This window comes from Streptomyces sp. NPDC060205 (genome assembly GCF_042728395.1).
GTDB lineage: Bacteria > Actinomycetota > Actinomycetes > Streptomycetales > Streptomycetaceae > Streptomyces.
Genome location: NZ_JBHWZP010000236.1, coordinates 1 through 14,665 on the forward strand (window position 1 = coordinate 1; position 14,665 = coordinate 14,665).

The window sequence follows — 14,665 nt, forward strand, 5'->3', positions numbered from 1 at the left end:
GGCAGGGCGTGCCCCTTCAGGGGCGCGGGGAACTGCGCGGCCCGCCCCCACCGGCCCGCAGTGAACAGCCGGGGCCCAGGGGGCCGTACGCCGAGTGCGGGTCCGTTGTGGCTGGGCGCGCCGTTCCCCGCGCCCCTGAGGGGGACCTTGCGGGGCTAGTCGGTCGCCGGGACCGGCTCCGCCTTCGGCTCCGCCGTCATCTTCTTTGCCTTGCGCTTCATGATCAGCATGGACGTGATGCCGATGAGGACCGCGAGGACCAGGCCCAGCCAGGAGAAGCGCTTGAGCCAGGATTCGGCCACCACGCCCACGTAGTAGATGACCGCCGTGGTGCCGCCCGCCCAGATGATGCCGCCGAGGACGTTGGCGATCAGGAACTTCCAGTACGGCATGCGCAGGACACCCGCGAGCGGGCCCGCGAAGATGCGCAGGAGGGCGATGAAGCGGCCGAAGAAGACGGCCCACATGCCCCACTTCTCGAAGGACCGCTCGGCGGTGGCGATATGGCCCTCGCCGAAGTGCTTGGGGAATTTCGCGCCGAGCCAGGCCAGCAGCGGGCGTCCGCCCTTGCGGCCGATGGCGTACCCGATGGAGTCACCGATGATCGCGCCGGCCGTCGCGCAGGCGCCGAGGATCACGGGGTTGATGTCACCGTGCTGGGAGGCGAGCAGCGCCGAGGAGACGAGGATGATCTCGCCCGGCAGCGGGATGCCCAGGCTCTCCAGGCCGATGACCAGGCCCACCAGCGCGTAGATGCTGACCGCAGGCACGGTCTCTAGCCATTCCTGGACGTGCAACGCCGGTTCCTCCCCATCACCGCGGTCCGGGCCGGGCCCGGCGTGCGCTCGGTCGCGCGCACGCCGGGAAGCCTACCGGTTCACGCCCCCTGTCCGACGGCCCGCCGGGCCCTCACACGGCCACCGTGGTACGGAGCCGCAGGTCACGGGAGGAGGCCCCGATCCATACGGTCCGCCGCCCGGTGCCGAGCACCCAGCCGGACCTGCGCGGGTCCCACGAGGACAGCGTGCGGGCGTCGACGCGCACGGTGATCCTGCGCGACTCCCCCGCCCGCAGCGCGAGCCGCCGGTAGCCGCTCAGCACGCGTACGGCGCGCTCGACGCGCAGGTCGGGCGAGGGGCCCACGTAGACCTGCGGGATGTCGACGCCGTCCCGCCGCCCGGTGTTGCGCACGGTGAAGACGACGTCCAGCCCGTCCCCGGTCCGCTCCACCGCCAGGTCCTCGTAGGCGAAGGAGGTGTACGAGAGTCCGTGCCCGAACGGGAACAGCGGCCGTACGCCCTTGGCGTCGTACCAGCGGTAGCCGGTGTGGATGCCCTCGGAGTACTCCTCGACGCCGCTCACGCCCGGGTAGCGGCGCGGTTCACCGGCGACGGGGTGGCTCTCGTCGTCGGCCGGGAAGGACTGGGTGAGCCGTCCGCCGGGGTCGCAGTCGCCGAACAGGACGGCCGCGGTGGCCGCCGCGCCCTCCTGGCCGGGGTAGTACATCTGCAGCACGGCGGCGGTGCGCTCCAGCCAGGGCATCGCGGTCGAGGAGGAGGTGTTGAGGACGACGGTGGTGCGCGGGTTGGCCGCGGTCACCGCCTCGATCAGGGCCGGCTGGTGGCCGGGGAGCACGAGGCTCGTGCGGTCCTGGTTCTCGGTGGCGTCCTCGTAGGCGAAGAGGACGACGCTGTGCGCGGCGGACGCGGCGCGTACGGCCTCGGCGACGTCCTGGCCGCGGGTCGCGCCGGTGACGCGCCGCAGCCGGAAAGTCTGCCCCGCGTCCCCGCCCTTCGCGGTGATCTCGATCCGGTGACCGCCGGGGGTGAGGTCGAGTGTCTTGCGCCGTACTACCATGCCGTCGGGGGCGGCCGACACGAGGCCGCCGGCGAACTGCTCGGCGAGCCCGGCCACCACGGGGAAGAGTTCGCTCCCGTCGAGGAGCACCTTGGGCCGCGTACCGGAGTAGTGGATGACGAAGGTCCACTCGTCGGCGTCCTCGACGGTGAGGGTGCCGTCGTACGTCCAGGTCCTGCCCGCGGCGACGCGCTGTGCCTCGGGGGTGATGCCCGCCGAGAGGGCGTTCTTCGGGAGAGGTTTGCCGTACAGGTCCTCGCCGAGTGCGTGGACGACCCGGGCGTCCTTGCCCGCGCGGGATCTGATGGCTTCCAGGGGGCTGTCGGCGTGGTCGGGGACGACGTGGGCGCTGCCGCCGCCGCTGACGAAGGGCAGGGAGCCGGTGGGTCCGATGACGGCGATGCTGCGGGCGGCCTCGCCGGTGAGGGGCAGGGCGGCGTTCTTGTTGTGCAGGAGGGTGGCGCCCGCCTTGGCGACCTCCAGGGCGACGGCCGCGCCCGCCGCGGGGTCGCGGCGAGGGCGGGGCGGGGCGCTGCCGTCGAGGAGGCCGAAGTCGTCCATCGCGGTGAGGACGCGGCGTACGGACCGGTCGACGTACTCCTCGGAGACGCCGCCGTCCTGGACCGCCTTCTTGAGGGCGGCTCCGAAGTACCTGCTGTTCGGCATCTCCATGTCGAGGCCCGCGGTGAGCGAGGCGACGGTGCTGTGGGCGGCGTACCAGTCGGTCATCACCCAGCCCTGGAAACCCCAGCGGTCGCGCAGGATGCCGGTGAGGAGTTCCTTGTTCTCGCAGGCGTAGACGCCGTTGACCTTGTTGTAGGCGCCCATGGCGGCGCGGGCGCCGGCGCCGACGGCGGCCTCGAAGCCGCGCAGTTCGACCTCGTTGAGGGTCTGCTCGTCGACCCGGACGTCGACGGTCTCGCGGTCCTTCTCCTGGTTGTTCATCGCGTAGTGCTTGACGGTCGCGATGAGGCCCTCGCCCTGGATGCCCTTGATCTCCTCGGCGACGAGGTCGGCGGAGAGCAGCGGGTCCTCGCTGAAGGTCTCGAAGTTGCGGCCCGCGTACGGGGTGCGGACGAGGTTGACCATCGGGGAGAGCAGCACGTCCTGGCCGAGCGCGCGGCCCTCGTGGCCGATGACCCGGCCGTAGCGGCGGGCGAGGTCCGGGTCGAAGGCGGAGGCGAGCAGGACGGGTGCGGGCAGGGCGGTGGCGCGCTGTTTGACGCGGACTCCGGCGGGGCCGTCGGCGAGGCGCAGGGGCGGGATGCCGAGCCGTGCCACGCCGGGGACGTAGCCGGCCTGGCCCAGGGCCTCGGGGTCGGTGGCGCCGTGCAGCAGGGAGATCTTCTCGTCCAGGGTGAGCCGGGCGAGCAGGCTCTCGACGCGGGGGCCCGCGGCGGGTTCCCGTACGGCCGCGCGGGCCGACGCGGGAGAGCCGGTGGTCGCGGCGAGGGCCACGGCGGTCGCGCCGCCCAGCAGGCGCAGGACGGACCGGCGGGACATGGACCGCCGGGGGACGGGCCGCCGGGAGACAGGGTCGGACATGAGGCGTCACTCCTCGTTGGGTGCGGGCACGAGGAGGTGAACCGCGGGGCGCGCGGGCGGCCGTGCTGGTTCGCCCTCCGGACGCACTATGCGACAAAAGGGACTTGTCCCGGTGTTAGGCGCCGCCGTCACAGCAGAAAATATGACCGCACCGGTCAGCCGGGACCGACGAGGCAGCTGACTGCGACCGGTCGGCCGGGTCGCCGGTCCGTCGGATCGCCGGATCGCCGTTCGCCGGGTCGCCGGGTCGCCGGGTCGCCGGGTCGCCGGCCACGGTCAGAACGTGGGGCCGGCCAGGGACTGTTCCGTCCAGATGATCTTGCCGTCCTGGGTGTAGCGGGTCCCCCAGCGCTGTGTGCACTGGGAGACCAGGAAGAGACCGCGGCCCCCCTCGTCGGTCGTCTTCGGATGACGCAGGTGCGGGGCCGTGGGGCTGGCGTCCCACACCTCGCAGCACAGGGTCCTCGACATGATCAGCCGCAGCCTGATGGGGCCGTCCGCGTGCCGGATCGCGTTGGTGAACAGCTCGCTGACGACGAGTTCGGTCGAGAAGGTCAGCTCGTCGAGACCCCATTCGCACAGCTGCCGCGAGGTGCGCTTACGGACCTCGGCGACCGAGGCCGGGTCACCGGGCAGCTCCCAGGACACCGTCCGGTCCGCCGGCAGCCGGCGGGCGCGGGCCATCAGCAGCACCACGTCGTCCGGCGGGCGCGGGGGGACCAGGGCGTCCACCACGGCCAGACAGCGTTCGTCGAGGTCGGGGGCGCTGCGTCCGAGCACGCGGCGCAGCCGTTCCCGGTCGGCGGCGGCGTCCCGCCGGTCCGCGGGCCCCTCGGCGGCGAGCAGACCGTCGGTGCACAGGGTGAGCACGCCGCCTTCCGCGAGGGTCAGTTCGACGGATTCGAAGGGCGGTCCGCCGACGCCCAGTTCGGGGCCCTGCGGCAGGTCGGGGAAGTCCACCGTGCCGTCCGGGGCGACGACGGCGGGCAGGCCGTGGCCAGCGGCGGCCATCGACAGCCGGCCGCCGACCGGGTCGTACACGGCGTAGAGGCAGCTGGCGCCCTTCGCGCGGACGCCGTCGGCGCGGGGGACGCCGTCGGCGTGGGGTGCCGTCCCGGGGTCGTCCTCCTGTGCGGCCCGGTCGACCAGGTCGTCCAGGTGGGCCAGCACCTCCTCGGGCGGCAGGTCCAGGTCGGCGAGGGTCTGTACGGCGGCGCGCAGCCGGCCCATGGTGGCGGCGGCCTCGATGCCGTGCCCGACGACATCGCCCACGACGAGCGCGACCCGGGCGCCCGACAGCGGGATGACGTCGAACCAGTCCCCGCCGAGGCCCGTCAGCTCGTCGGCCGGCCGGTAGCAGGCGGCGACCTCCATCGCGTCCTGTTCGGGCAGCCGGTGCGGCAGCAGATGGCGCTGCAGGACGAGTGCCGCGTCGCGTTCGCGAGTGTAGCGGCGGGCGTTGTCGAGGCACAGGGCGGCGCGGGCCACGAACTCCTCGGCGAGGCCCAGGTCGTCGTGGTCGAAGGGCTCCTTGCGGCGGCTGCGGAAGAACGTGGTGATGCCGAGCGTGGTGCCGCGGGCCCGGACGGGCACGATCATCGCGGTGTGCGGTCCGGGGCCGACGGGGACGGCGGCCCCGCCCCGGGGCGGATCGGCGGTCCACGCCCCGGCCAGCGGGTCCAGGCGCTCCTCGATCCAGGACCTGCCGCCGGTCAGGGCGGTGATCGGGGGTGCGTCGGCGCGGTACCGGGCCACCTGGCCGATCCCGGCGGAGGTCTCCGGGTCCTGGTCGTCGACCGAGCGGTGGCCGGCCCGGCGCAGCGGGACCGCGTCCGGCCCGTCCCCGTACCCGCCCGTCGGTCCGTGCGCCGGTTCGCCGCCTTCGAGGACGGTCTCCAGCAGGTCGACGGTGACGAGGTCGGCGAGCCCCGGTACCGCGAGGTCGGCCAGTTCCTGGGCGGTGCGGGTGACGTCCAGGGTGCGGCCGATGCTCTTGCCCGCCCGGTCCAGGAGGGTGAGGCGTTCTCGGGCCCGGTAGCGCTCGGTGACGTCCACGACGGTGTAGTAGACGCCGAGCGGGGTGCCCTCGTCGTCGTCGAGCCGGGTGAAGGACATGGCGTGGGCGGTCTGGCGGTGCGGTGCAGAACGGACCGTACCGACGTGTTCGTAGCCCGCGACGGTCTCGCCGCTCTCCAGGACCTGGCGCATCACGCCTTCCAGGGCGGCGGCGTCCAGACCGGGCTGTATGTCCGCGAGCCGCTTGCCGATGCGCTCGTGGCCGGGGCCGCCGCCGAACTGTTCCAGGGCGGCGTTCGACCAGACGAAGCGCAGGTCGGTGTCGACGATGGCGATGCCGATCGGCGAGTGGGCGGCCATCCGCTCCAGCACCCCGCGGCTCATGCCCCAGCCCGGGGTGCCCGCGGTGTCGGCGGCCAGGGCCACCCAGCGGGGCGGGCCGTCCACGGCCTCCACGGCGGGCAGCACCCGTACGGTGGCGACGACCGGGTGGCCGTCCCGGTGGCGCACCGCGAGGAGCCCGGTCCAGCGGCCGTCCCGCACGCACCGGCGCGCCAGGCCGGGCAGGCGCGCGGCGTCCTCGGGCATCAGCAGGTCCGCCGCGGGCCGGCCCACGGCCTCGGCGCTGCGGTGGCCGAACAGCCGCTCGGCGTCCGCGGTCCAGCCGGACACCGCCAGCCGGGCGTCCAGCAGCACCACCGCGGCGTCCGCCACGTCGAACCGACGCGCCGCCACGCCGTTCTCCTCGCTCGTCGACACCCTGACCCTCTCCGTCGCTGGGAGTGGTCTTCCCGTGCGCCGCGCCCGGTGCACACGCCGTACGGGCCCAACGTACCGCCGCGAAGGGCCGGGGAGCCCGGCGGACGCACCCGATCAGGGGCGGACGAGCAACTGGAAGTCGAACGTGTAGCGGGCCGCGCGGTAGACGTGGGTCCCGTACTCCACGGCCCGCCCGGTGTCGTCGTAGGCCGTGCGGCGCATGGTGAGCAGGGCGGCTCCCGCGGGTTCGTGGAGCAGTGTGCCCTCCTCCGCCGTGGCGCTGCGGGCGCCCACGGTCTGGTGGGCGCTGTGCAGGGTGATGCCGGCGGACTTCATCAGCCGGTAGAGGCCGGTCGCCTCCAGCCGTTCGGTGTCCAGGTCGAGGAGGGTGGCGGGCAGATGGTTGCGCAGGTGGGCCACGGGTTCGCCGTGGGTGGTGCGCAGCCGCTCCAGCACGATGACGTCCCGGCCCTCGGGGATGCCGAGGGCCGCGGCGACCTCCGCCGAGGCCGACTCGATCTCGTTGCGCAGCACCCGGGTGCCGGGGCTCTGTCCGGCGGTGGCCAGGTCGTCGTACAGGCTGCTCAGTTCGAGGGAGCGTCTGACCTGGCTGTGCACCACCTGGGTGCCGATGCCCCGGCGGCGTACCAGCAGGCCCTTGTCCACCAGGGACTGGATCGCCTGGCGGACGGTGGGCCGGGACAGGCCGAGGCGGGCGGCGATGTCCACCTCGTTGCCCAGCAGGTCGCCCGGGGCGAGCGCCCCGTGCTCGATCGCGGACTCCAGCTGCTGGGCGAGCTGGTAGTAGAGCGGGATCGGGCTGCCCCGGTCCAGGGCGACCTCCAGCCGGTCGAAGGCCCCGGCGGTGGCCGGACGTGTGGTTCCGGTCTCTGCCACTCGTGCCCCTTCCTTCGGATGTACGTGCGTTCCTTCGGATGTCCGTGCGCGGGTGGCTCCGGCGGAGCGTCAGGAGTGGCTCGGGAAGCCGAGGTTGATGCCGCCGCTGTCGGCCGGGTCGGGCCAGCGGGTGGTGATGACCTTGCCCTGGGTGTAGAAGGCGACGCCGTCGTTGCCGTAGATGTGGTGGCCGCCGAAGAGGGAGTCCTTCCAGCCGCCGAAGGAGTGGTAGCCGACGGGGACGGGGATCGGCACGTTGACGCCGACCATGCCGGCCTGGACCTCCAGCTGGAAGCGGCGGGCCGCGCCGCCGTCCCGGGTGAAGATCGCGGTGCCGTTGCCCCAGCGGGAGGCGTTGATCAGCACGATGCCCTCGTCGTAGGTCTCGGCGCGGACCACGCACAGCACCGGGCCGAAGATCTCGTCCCGGTAGGCGTCCGCGGTGAGCGGCACCTTGTCGAGGAGCGAGACGCCGAGGAAGAAGCCGTCCTCGTGGCCGGGCACGGTGAGGCCGGTGCCGTCCACGACGACCTCGGCGCCCTGGGCGGCGGCGCCCGCGACGTACGAGGCGACCTTGTCGCGGTGCTCGCGGGTGATGAGCGGGCCCATCTCGGAGGCCGGGTCGCTGCCGGGGCCGATCTTCAGGCCCTTGGCGCGCTCGGCGATCTTCTCGACCAGTTCGTCCCCGGTGCCGCCGACGGCGACGACGACCGAGACGGCCATGCAGCGCTCGCCGGCCGAGCCGTACGCGGCGCTGATGGCCTGGTCGGCGGCGAAGTCCAGGTCGGCGTCGGGCAGGACCAGCATGTGGTTCTTGGCGCCGCCGAGGGCCTGCACGCGCTTGCCGTGCTCGATGCCCTTGATCTGGATGTACTTGGCGATGGGCGTGGAGCCGACGAAGGAGACGGCGGTGATGTCCGGGTGCTCCAGGAGCCGGTCGACGGCCGCCTTGTCGCCGTGCACGACGTTGAGCACGCCGTCCGGCAGTCCGGCCTCGCTCGCCAGCTCGGCCAGCCGGACGGAGGCGGAGGGGTCCTTCTCGCTGGGCTTGAGCACGAAGGTGTTGCCGCACGCGATGGCGAGCGGGAACATCCACATCGGCACCATGGCCGGGAAGTTGAAAGGCGTGATGCCCGCGACGACCCCGAGGGGCTGGCGGATCGCGGCCACGTCGACCCGGGTGGAGACCTGCGTGGACAGCTCGCCCTTGAGCAACTGCGGCACCGAGCAGGCGAGTTCGACGATCTCCATGCCCCGGGCGACCTCGCCGAGCGCGTCGGAGTGCACCTTGCCGTGCTCGGCGGTGATCAGCTCGGCGATCTCGTCGCGGTGCGCGTCGAGCAGTTCGCGGTACTTGAACAGGACCGAGGTGCGCTTGGCGAGCGAAGCGGTGCCCCAGCTCTCGAAGGCGGCCTTCGCGGAGGCGACGGCGGTGTCCACCTCGTCCACGGAGGCGAGGGGCACCTGCTTCTCCTGGGCGCCCGTGGCCGGGTCGTACACGGGTCCGAAGCGGTCGGAGGCACCCGCGACGGGCTTCCCGCCGATCCAGTGGTCGATGTTCTTCATGCGGTGCCGGTCCTTAATCGTGAGCTGAGCGGGGGGGAGGCAGGGGGCGGGCGGGATCAGAGGTGGCGGCGGCGGTCGGCGACCTGCCGCTCGTACGTCGTACGGGCGCTGGTGGCGGCCTCGCGGGAGGCGACCTCGGCGACGGGTACGTCCCACCAGGCCTCGGCGCCGGGCGAGGTGGGCGTCGGGTCGGTCTCGACGTACACGCAGGTTGGCCGGTCGGACGCGCGGGCGGTGGCCAGCGCCTCCCGCAGTTCGCCCACGGTCTTGGCGCGCAGCACGTCCATGCCGAGGCTGGCGGCGTTGGCGGCCAGGTCGACCGGCAGCGGATCGCCGGTGAAGGTGCCGTCCGGGGACCGGTAGCGGTAGGCGGTGCCGAAGCGCTCGGCGCCCACCGCCTCGGAGAGGCCGCCGATGGACGCGTACCCGTGGTTCTGGATGAGCACCAGGTTGACGGGCAGCCCCTCCTGGACGGCCGTGACGATCTCGGTCGGCATCATGAGGTACGTGCCGTCGCCGACCAGGGACCAGACGGGTGTGCCCGGGGCGGCCTGCTGGACGCCGATGCCGGCCGGGATCTCGTAGCCCATGCAGGAGTAGCCGTACTCCAGGTGGTACTGGCGCCGGCTGCGGGCGCGCCAGAGCTTGTGCAGGTCGCCGGGGAGCGAGCCGGCCGCGTTGATCACCACGTCGTCGTCGCCGACCACGGCGTCCAGGGCGCCGACGACCTGCGTCTGGGTGGGGACCGCGTGCTCGTCGTCGGCCCGGTAGACGGAGTCGACGATCTGTTCCCAGCGCTCCTTGCCCGCGCGGTACTCGGCCTCGTACGCCGTGTCCACGCGGTGCCCGGCGAGCGCCTCGGTGAGGGCTTCCAGTCCGGCGCGGGCGTCGGCCACCAGGGTGCGGGCGCTCAGTTTGTGCGCGTCGAAGGCGGCGACGTTGAGGTTCACGAACCGCACGTCCGGCTCCTGGAAGAGCGTGGCGGAGGCGGTGGTGAAGTCCGAGTAGCGGGTGCCGACGCCGATCACCAGGTCGGCGGTGCGGGCCAGGTCGTCGGCGACGGCGGTGCCGGTGTGGCCGATGCCGCCGACGTCCGCCGGGTGGTCGTACCGCAGCGAGCCCTTGCCTGCCTGGGTGGAGGCGACCGGGATGCCGGTGGCCTCGACGAACGCCTTCAGGGCCTGCTCGGCCTCGCTGTGGTGGACGCCGCCGCCCGCGACGAGCAGGGGGCGCCGGGAGCCGCGTACGGCCTCTGCCGCGGCGGCCAGCTCGGCCGGTTCGGGCGCCGGACGGCGCACGTGCCAGACGCGGTCGGCGAAGAACTCCTCGGGCCAGTCGTACGCCTCGGCCTGCACGTCCTGCGGCAGGGCGAGGGTGACGGCGCCGGTGTCGACGGGGTCGGCCAGGATCCGCATCGCGTTGAGGGCGGAGGGGATCAGCGCCTCGGGTCGGTGGATGCGGTCGAAGTAGCGGGAGACCGGGCGCAGGGTGTCGTTGACGGACAGGTCGGCCTCGACGGGGTGCTCCAGCTGCTGGAGCAGCGGGTCGGCGGCGCGGGTCGCGAAGTAGTCGCCGGGCAGGAGCAGCACGGGCAGGCGGTTGATGGTCGCGAGGGCCGCGCCGGTGACGAGGTTGGTGGCGCCGGGGCCGATGGAGGTGGTGACGGCCTGCGCGGAGAGCCGGTCGAGCTGGCGGGCGTAGCCGACGGCGGCGTGCACCATGGCCTGTTCGTTGCGGCCCTGGTGGAAGGGCATGGTGTCCTCGCCGGCCTCCAGGAGCGCCTGGCCGAGGCCTGCCACGTTGCCGTGGCCGAAGATCCCCCAGGTGCCGGCGATCAGCCGGTGCCGTGCGCCGTCGCGTTCGGTGTACTGCGCGGCCAGGAAACGCACCAGTGCCTGGGCGACGGTCAGACGGAGGGTGGAGCGGCTCATCGGTTCCTCACTGGTTCGCGGAGGGGGTGGAGAGGGTCAGGGGGTCAGCCGGGGGTCGACGGGCTGATCCGGCCAGGTGTCGCGGATCCAGGCGTGGTCGGGGTGGTCGCAGATCAGCCAGGCCCGGTCGGCGCCGGGGCCCGCCATGACGTTGAGGTAGTACATGTCGTGGCCGGGCGAGGCGATCGAGGGGCCGTGCCAGCCGTCCGGGATCAGGACGACGTCTCCGCCGCGCACCTCGGCGAGCACGTCCGTGCCGCCGCCGTTGCCGGAGGGCGTCACACGCTGGTAGCCGAGGCCGGGGGTGCCCTCGTGGTCGGCGATCTCGAAGTAGTAGATCTCCTCCAGCTCGGACTCCTCGCCCGGCCGGTTCTCGTCGTGCTTGTGCGGCGGGTACGAGGACCAGTTGCCGCCCGGGGTGATCACCTCGACCGCGATGAGCTTGTCGCACTCGAAGACGCCGGCCGCGCCGAAGTTGTGGACCCTGCGGGAGCAGGTGCCGCTGCCGCGCAGCTCGACGGGCACGGAGTCGGCGGGCCCGTAGCGGGCCGGCAGGCGGCGCTCGCAGCGGGCCCCGGTGAGCGCGAACCGGCCGCCTTCGTCGGAGGTGAGGGCGGCGGTCGCGTCCCTGGGCACATAGACGAAGTCGCTGACGCCGCTGAACACGTCCGCGCGGCCCCGTACTTCGAACTCGTCCTGCCCGAAGTCGTCGGTGACGGCGACCGTGCAGCCGCCGCCCAGCGAGGTGACGATCCACTCGCTGTCCCCCGCGGTGAACAAGTGCGTTCCGCCCGGGGGCAGTTCGAGGACCCGGAGGCTGGAGTGGTCCCAGCCCGCGCTCTCGGGCGTCACGTCCACGGCGTACGGCCCGCTCGCGGCCCTGCCCGCGGGCAGGTGATGTGCGCTGGTCATGAGGTGTGATCCTTCCGGTGTCCGGTCACGGCGGGCTGATCCCCCGTCAGAGCAGGCCGACCGCGGTGTCCACCGCGGTCTCCACGGTGCCCTCGGCGGGATAGAGCAGGGAGCGGCCGACGACAAGACCCTGGACGGTGGGCAGCCGCAGGCACTTGCGCCACTTCTCGTACGCGCCCTCCTGGTCGCCGCCGACCTCGCCGCCGAGCAGGACGGCGGGCAGCGTGGAGGTCTCCAGGGCCGCGCCCATGTCGTCCGGGTCGCTGGTGACGGGCAGTTTCAGCCAGGTGTAGGCGGAGGTGCCGCCGAGGCCGGAGGCGATGGCGATGGAGCGGGTGACGGCCTCCGCGGACAGGTCGTTCCTGACCTTTCCCTCGACGCGGCGGGAGATGAACGGCTCGACGAACACGGGCAGCCGGCGCGCGGCCATGTCGTCGATCGCGCGGGCGGTGGACTCCAGCGTGGTCAGCGAGCCGGGGTCGTCGTAGTCGACGCGCAGCAGCAGCTTGCCCGCGTCGAAGTTCAGCCGCTCGATGTCCTCGGCGCGGTGGCCGGTGAAGCGGTCGTCCATCTCGAAGGCGGAGCCGGCCAGGCCGCCGCGGTTCATGGAGCCCATGACGACCTTGTCCTCCAGCGCGCCGAGCAGCAGGAGGTCGTCCAGGATGTCGGCGGTGGCGAGCACCCCGTCCACGCCCGGCCGGGACAGCGCGGCGCACAGGCGTTCCAGCAGGTCGGCACGGTTGGCCATGGCCAGCTTGCGGTCGCCGACGCCGAGCGCACCGCGGGCCGGGTGGTCGGCGGCCACGATCATGAGGCGGCCGCTGTCACCGACGAGGGGGCGTCGGCTGCGGCGGGCGGCCGCTTCGGCCACGGCCTCGGGGTGCTGGACGCGCACCCTGACGAGGTCGGGGATGGTGATGCTCAAGGTCTGGCTCCGTTCGGGGTGGTGCGGGGTCGGCCGCGGTCTTCTCAGCCGCGGGCGGTGACGAGTTCCTCGACCTCGGCGGCGGTCGGCATCGCGGAGGAGCAGGCGAGGCGGGAGGCGACGAGGGCGCCGGCCGCGTTGGCGTACCGCATCGTCTTCTCCAGGTCCCAGCCAGCCAGCAGGCCGTGGCAGAGCGAGCCGCCGAACGCGTCGCCCGCGCCGAGGCCGTTGACCACCTCGACGGGTACGGGCGGCACTTCGGCGGTGGTGCCGTCGCGGTGGACGGCGAGGACGCCCTTGGGGCCCTGCTTGACGACGGCCAGTTCCACGCCGGCTTCGAGGAGGGCTTCGGCGCAGGCCCGCGGTTCGCGGACGCCGGTGGCGATCTCGCACTCGTCGAGGTTGCCGACGGCGACCGTGGCGTGCCGCAGGGCCTCGGTGTAGTACGGGCGTGCCTCGTCCGGGTCCTTCCAGAACATGGGGCGCCAGTCGAGGTCGAAGACGGTGGTGCCGGCCTTGTCGCGGGCCTTGAGGGCGGCGAGGGTCGCCGAGCGGCTGGGCTCCTCGCTCAGTCCGGTGCCGGTGATCCAGAAGATCTTCGCCGCCCGCAGCGCGAAGAAGTCGAGTTCGTCGGTGTGGATCACCAGGTCCGGCGCCTTGGGCTGCCGGTAGAAGTACAGCGGGAAGTCGTCGGGCGGGAAGATCTCACAGAACGTGACCGGTGTCGGGTACTCCTCGACCGGGGTGACCCAGCGGTCGTCGACCCCGAATTCCTTGAGAGCCTGGTGGAGATAGGCTCCGAAGGGATCATCGCCGGTACGGCTGACGATCGCTGTGGCGCGCCCCAGACGTGCCGCGGCGACCGCCACGTTGGCCGCCGAACCGCCGAGGAACTTGCCGAAGGTCTCGACGCGGGCGAGCGGTACGCCGGTCTGCAGAGGGTAGAGGTCGACCCCGATGCGACCCATGGTGATCAGGTCGAAGGACTCGCTCATACGCGTCGCTCCTCGTGTGGATGCGGTCTTGTGGGGGTGCGGGATGCGGGGGACCGGTGTGTCCTAGGTGTAAGACCGGGGGCCGAGCCATGTCAAGACTTTGTACTTACATTCTCACGTCACCGTGAAATGATGTCTTAACAAAGTATTGACAGCGGGGCATATGAGGGACTTACATCCCCTCCCAACAGAACTGCCGAGTTTTAGCTCCCTCTCCCCTGTCGCACAGTGAGGTGCCGGAAAGATGGACCGCACGTCTCGCCCCCGTTCCCGCAGAATCGCCCTCGTCGCCGCGGCTGCCGCGGCGGCCCTGATGGTCACCGGTTGCTCCAGCGACTCCGGCGGCAAGAAGGCCGAGGAGGACTCGGGCAACGCGTCGGCCGGCAAGGCCGACACCCCCCGTATGAAGATCGCGATGATCACGCACGCAGCCGCGGGTGACACCTTCTGGGACCTCGTCCGCAAGGGAGCGGAGACCGCCGCCGCCAAGGACAACGTCGAGCTGGTCTACTCGAACAACCCGGACTCGGCCAAGCAGGCCAACCTCGTCCAGAACGCGATCGACCAGAAGGTCGACGGCATCGCGGTCACCCTCTCCAAGCCCGACGCCATGAAGGACGTGGTGGCCAAGGCCGAGAAGGCCGGCATCCCCGTCGTCGGTCTCAACGGAGGCATCGACGACTGGAAGGAGCAGGGGCTCCTGTCCTACTTCGGCCAGGACGAGTTCGTCGCCGGTGAGGCCTTCGGCGAGAAGCTCAACGCACTCGGCGCCAAGAACAACATCTGCGTCATCCACGAGCAGGGCAGCGTCTCCCTTGAGGCCCGCTGCGCCGGCGTGAAGAAGACGTTCAAGGGCAAGACCACGACCCTCAACGTGAACGGCACGAACATGCCGTCCGTGAAGTCGACGATCAACGCCAAGCTCAAGCAGGACACGTCGATCGACTACGTGGTCACGCTCGGCGCCCCGTTCGCCCTGACCGCCGTGCAGTCCGTGGACGACGCGGGCAGCAAGGCGAAGGTGGCGACCTTCGACCTCAACAAGGAGATGGTCGACGCCGTCAAGGGCGGCGACATCGAGTTCGCGGTCGACCAGCAGCCGTACCTGCAGGGCTACCTGTCGGTGGACTCGCTGTGGCTCTACAAGACCAACGGCAACTTCAGCGGAGGCGGCCAGGAGCCCGTGCTCACCGGCCCGGCGTTCGTCGACAAGGACAACGTGGACGACATAGCCAAGTTCGCCTCGAAGGGTACTCGGTGAC

Annotated in this window: 10 protein-coding genes; 1 reads left to right on the forward strand and 9 read right to left on the reverse strand. The window is 72.3% G+C overall.

Annotated elements, in window-relative coordinates; translation table 11 throughout:
• Positions 1-155: 155 nt before the first annotated feature.
• From ACFWGJ_RS31485 to iolC, 9 genes are all read right to left on the reverse strand, one after another.
• Positions 156-797 carry a DedA family protein gene (locus tag ACFWGJ_RS31485; RefSeq protein WP_387331494.1) on the reverse strand — a complete coding sequence of 214 codons (642 nt, stop codon included), beginning with the start codon at positions 795-797 and terminating at the stop codon, positions 156-158.
• Between the two features lie 112 nt (positions 798-909).
• Positions 910-3,402 carry a beta-glucosidase gene (locus tag ACFWGJ_RS31490; RefSeq protein WP_387331496.1) on the reverse strand — a complete coding sequence of 831 codons (2,493 nt, stop codon included), beginning with the start codon at positions 3,400-3,402 and terminating at the stop codon, positions 910-912.
• 276 nt (positions 3,403-3,678) lie between these two features.
• Positions 3,679-6,177, reverse strand: a complete 2,499-nt coding sequence (locus ACFWGJ_RS31495) for a SpoIIE family protein phosphatase (RefSeq protein WP_387331498.1) — start codon at positions 6,175-6,177, stop codon at positions 3,679-3,681.
• 114 nt (positions 6,178-6,291) lie between these two features.
• Positions 6,292-7,074, reverse strand: a complete 783-nt coding sequence (locus tag ACFWGJ_RS31500) for a GntR family transcriptional regulator (protein ID WP_387331500.1) — start codon at positions 7,072-7,074, stop codon at positions 6,292-6,294.
• A gap of 69 nt (positions 7,075-7,143) precedes the next feature.
• The gene (locus ACFWGJ_RS31505; RefSeq protein WP_387331502.1) at positions 7,144-8,640 is read right to left on the reverse strand and encodes a CoA-acylating methylmalonate-semialdehyde dehydrogenase; all 1,497 of its coding nucleotides are present in this window, start codon (positions 8,638-8,640) and stop codon (positions 7,144-7,146) included.
• Between the two features lie 56 nt (positions 8,641-8,696).
• Complete coding sequence (gene iolD / locus ACFWGJ_RS31510; protein WP_387331504.1) at positions 8,697-10,571, reverse strand: 3D-(3,5/4)-trihydroxycyclohexane-1,2-dione acylhydrolase (decyclizing); 1,875 nt, start codon at positions 10,569-10,571, stop codon at positions 8,697-8,699.
• Between the two features lie 36 nt (positions 10,572-10,607).
• Positions 10,608-11,483 (reverse strand): 5-deoxy-glucuronate isomerase, encoded by an 876-nt coding sequence (iolB, locus tag ACFWGJ_RS31515; RefSeq protein ID WP_387331505.1) that lies wholly within the window; start codon positions 11,481-11,483, stop codon positions 10,608-10,610.
• A 46-nt stretch (positions 11,484-11,529) separates the two neighbouring features.
• On the reverse strand, positions 11,530-12,408 hold the full coding sequence (locus tag ACFWGJ_RS31520) for a deoxyribose-phosphate aldolase (protein WP_387331507.1): 879 nt from the start codon (positions 12,406-12,408) through the stop codon (positions 11,530-11,532).
• Positions 12,409-12,452: 44 nt separating this feature from the next.
• The gene (iolC, locus tag ACFWGJ_RS31525) at positions 12,453-13,403 is read right to left on the reverse strand and encodes a 5-dehydro-2-deoxygluconokinase (protein ID WP_387331509.1); all 951 of its coding nucleotides are present in this window, start codon (positions 13,401-13,403) and stop codon (positions 12,453-12,455) included.
• 244 nt (positions 13,404-13,647) lie between these two features.
• Between iolC and ACFWGJ_RS31530 the strand changes: the two genes are divergently transcribed.
• Positions 13,648-14,664 carry a sugar ABC transporter substrate-binding protein gene (locus tag ACFWGJ_RS31530; protein WP_210891531.1) on the forward strand — a complete coding sequence of 339 codons (1,017 nt, stop codon included), beginning with the start codon at positions 13,648-13,650 and terminating at the stop codon, positions 14,662-14,664.
• The last annotated feature ends 1 nt before the right edge of the window (position 14,665 follow it).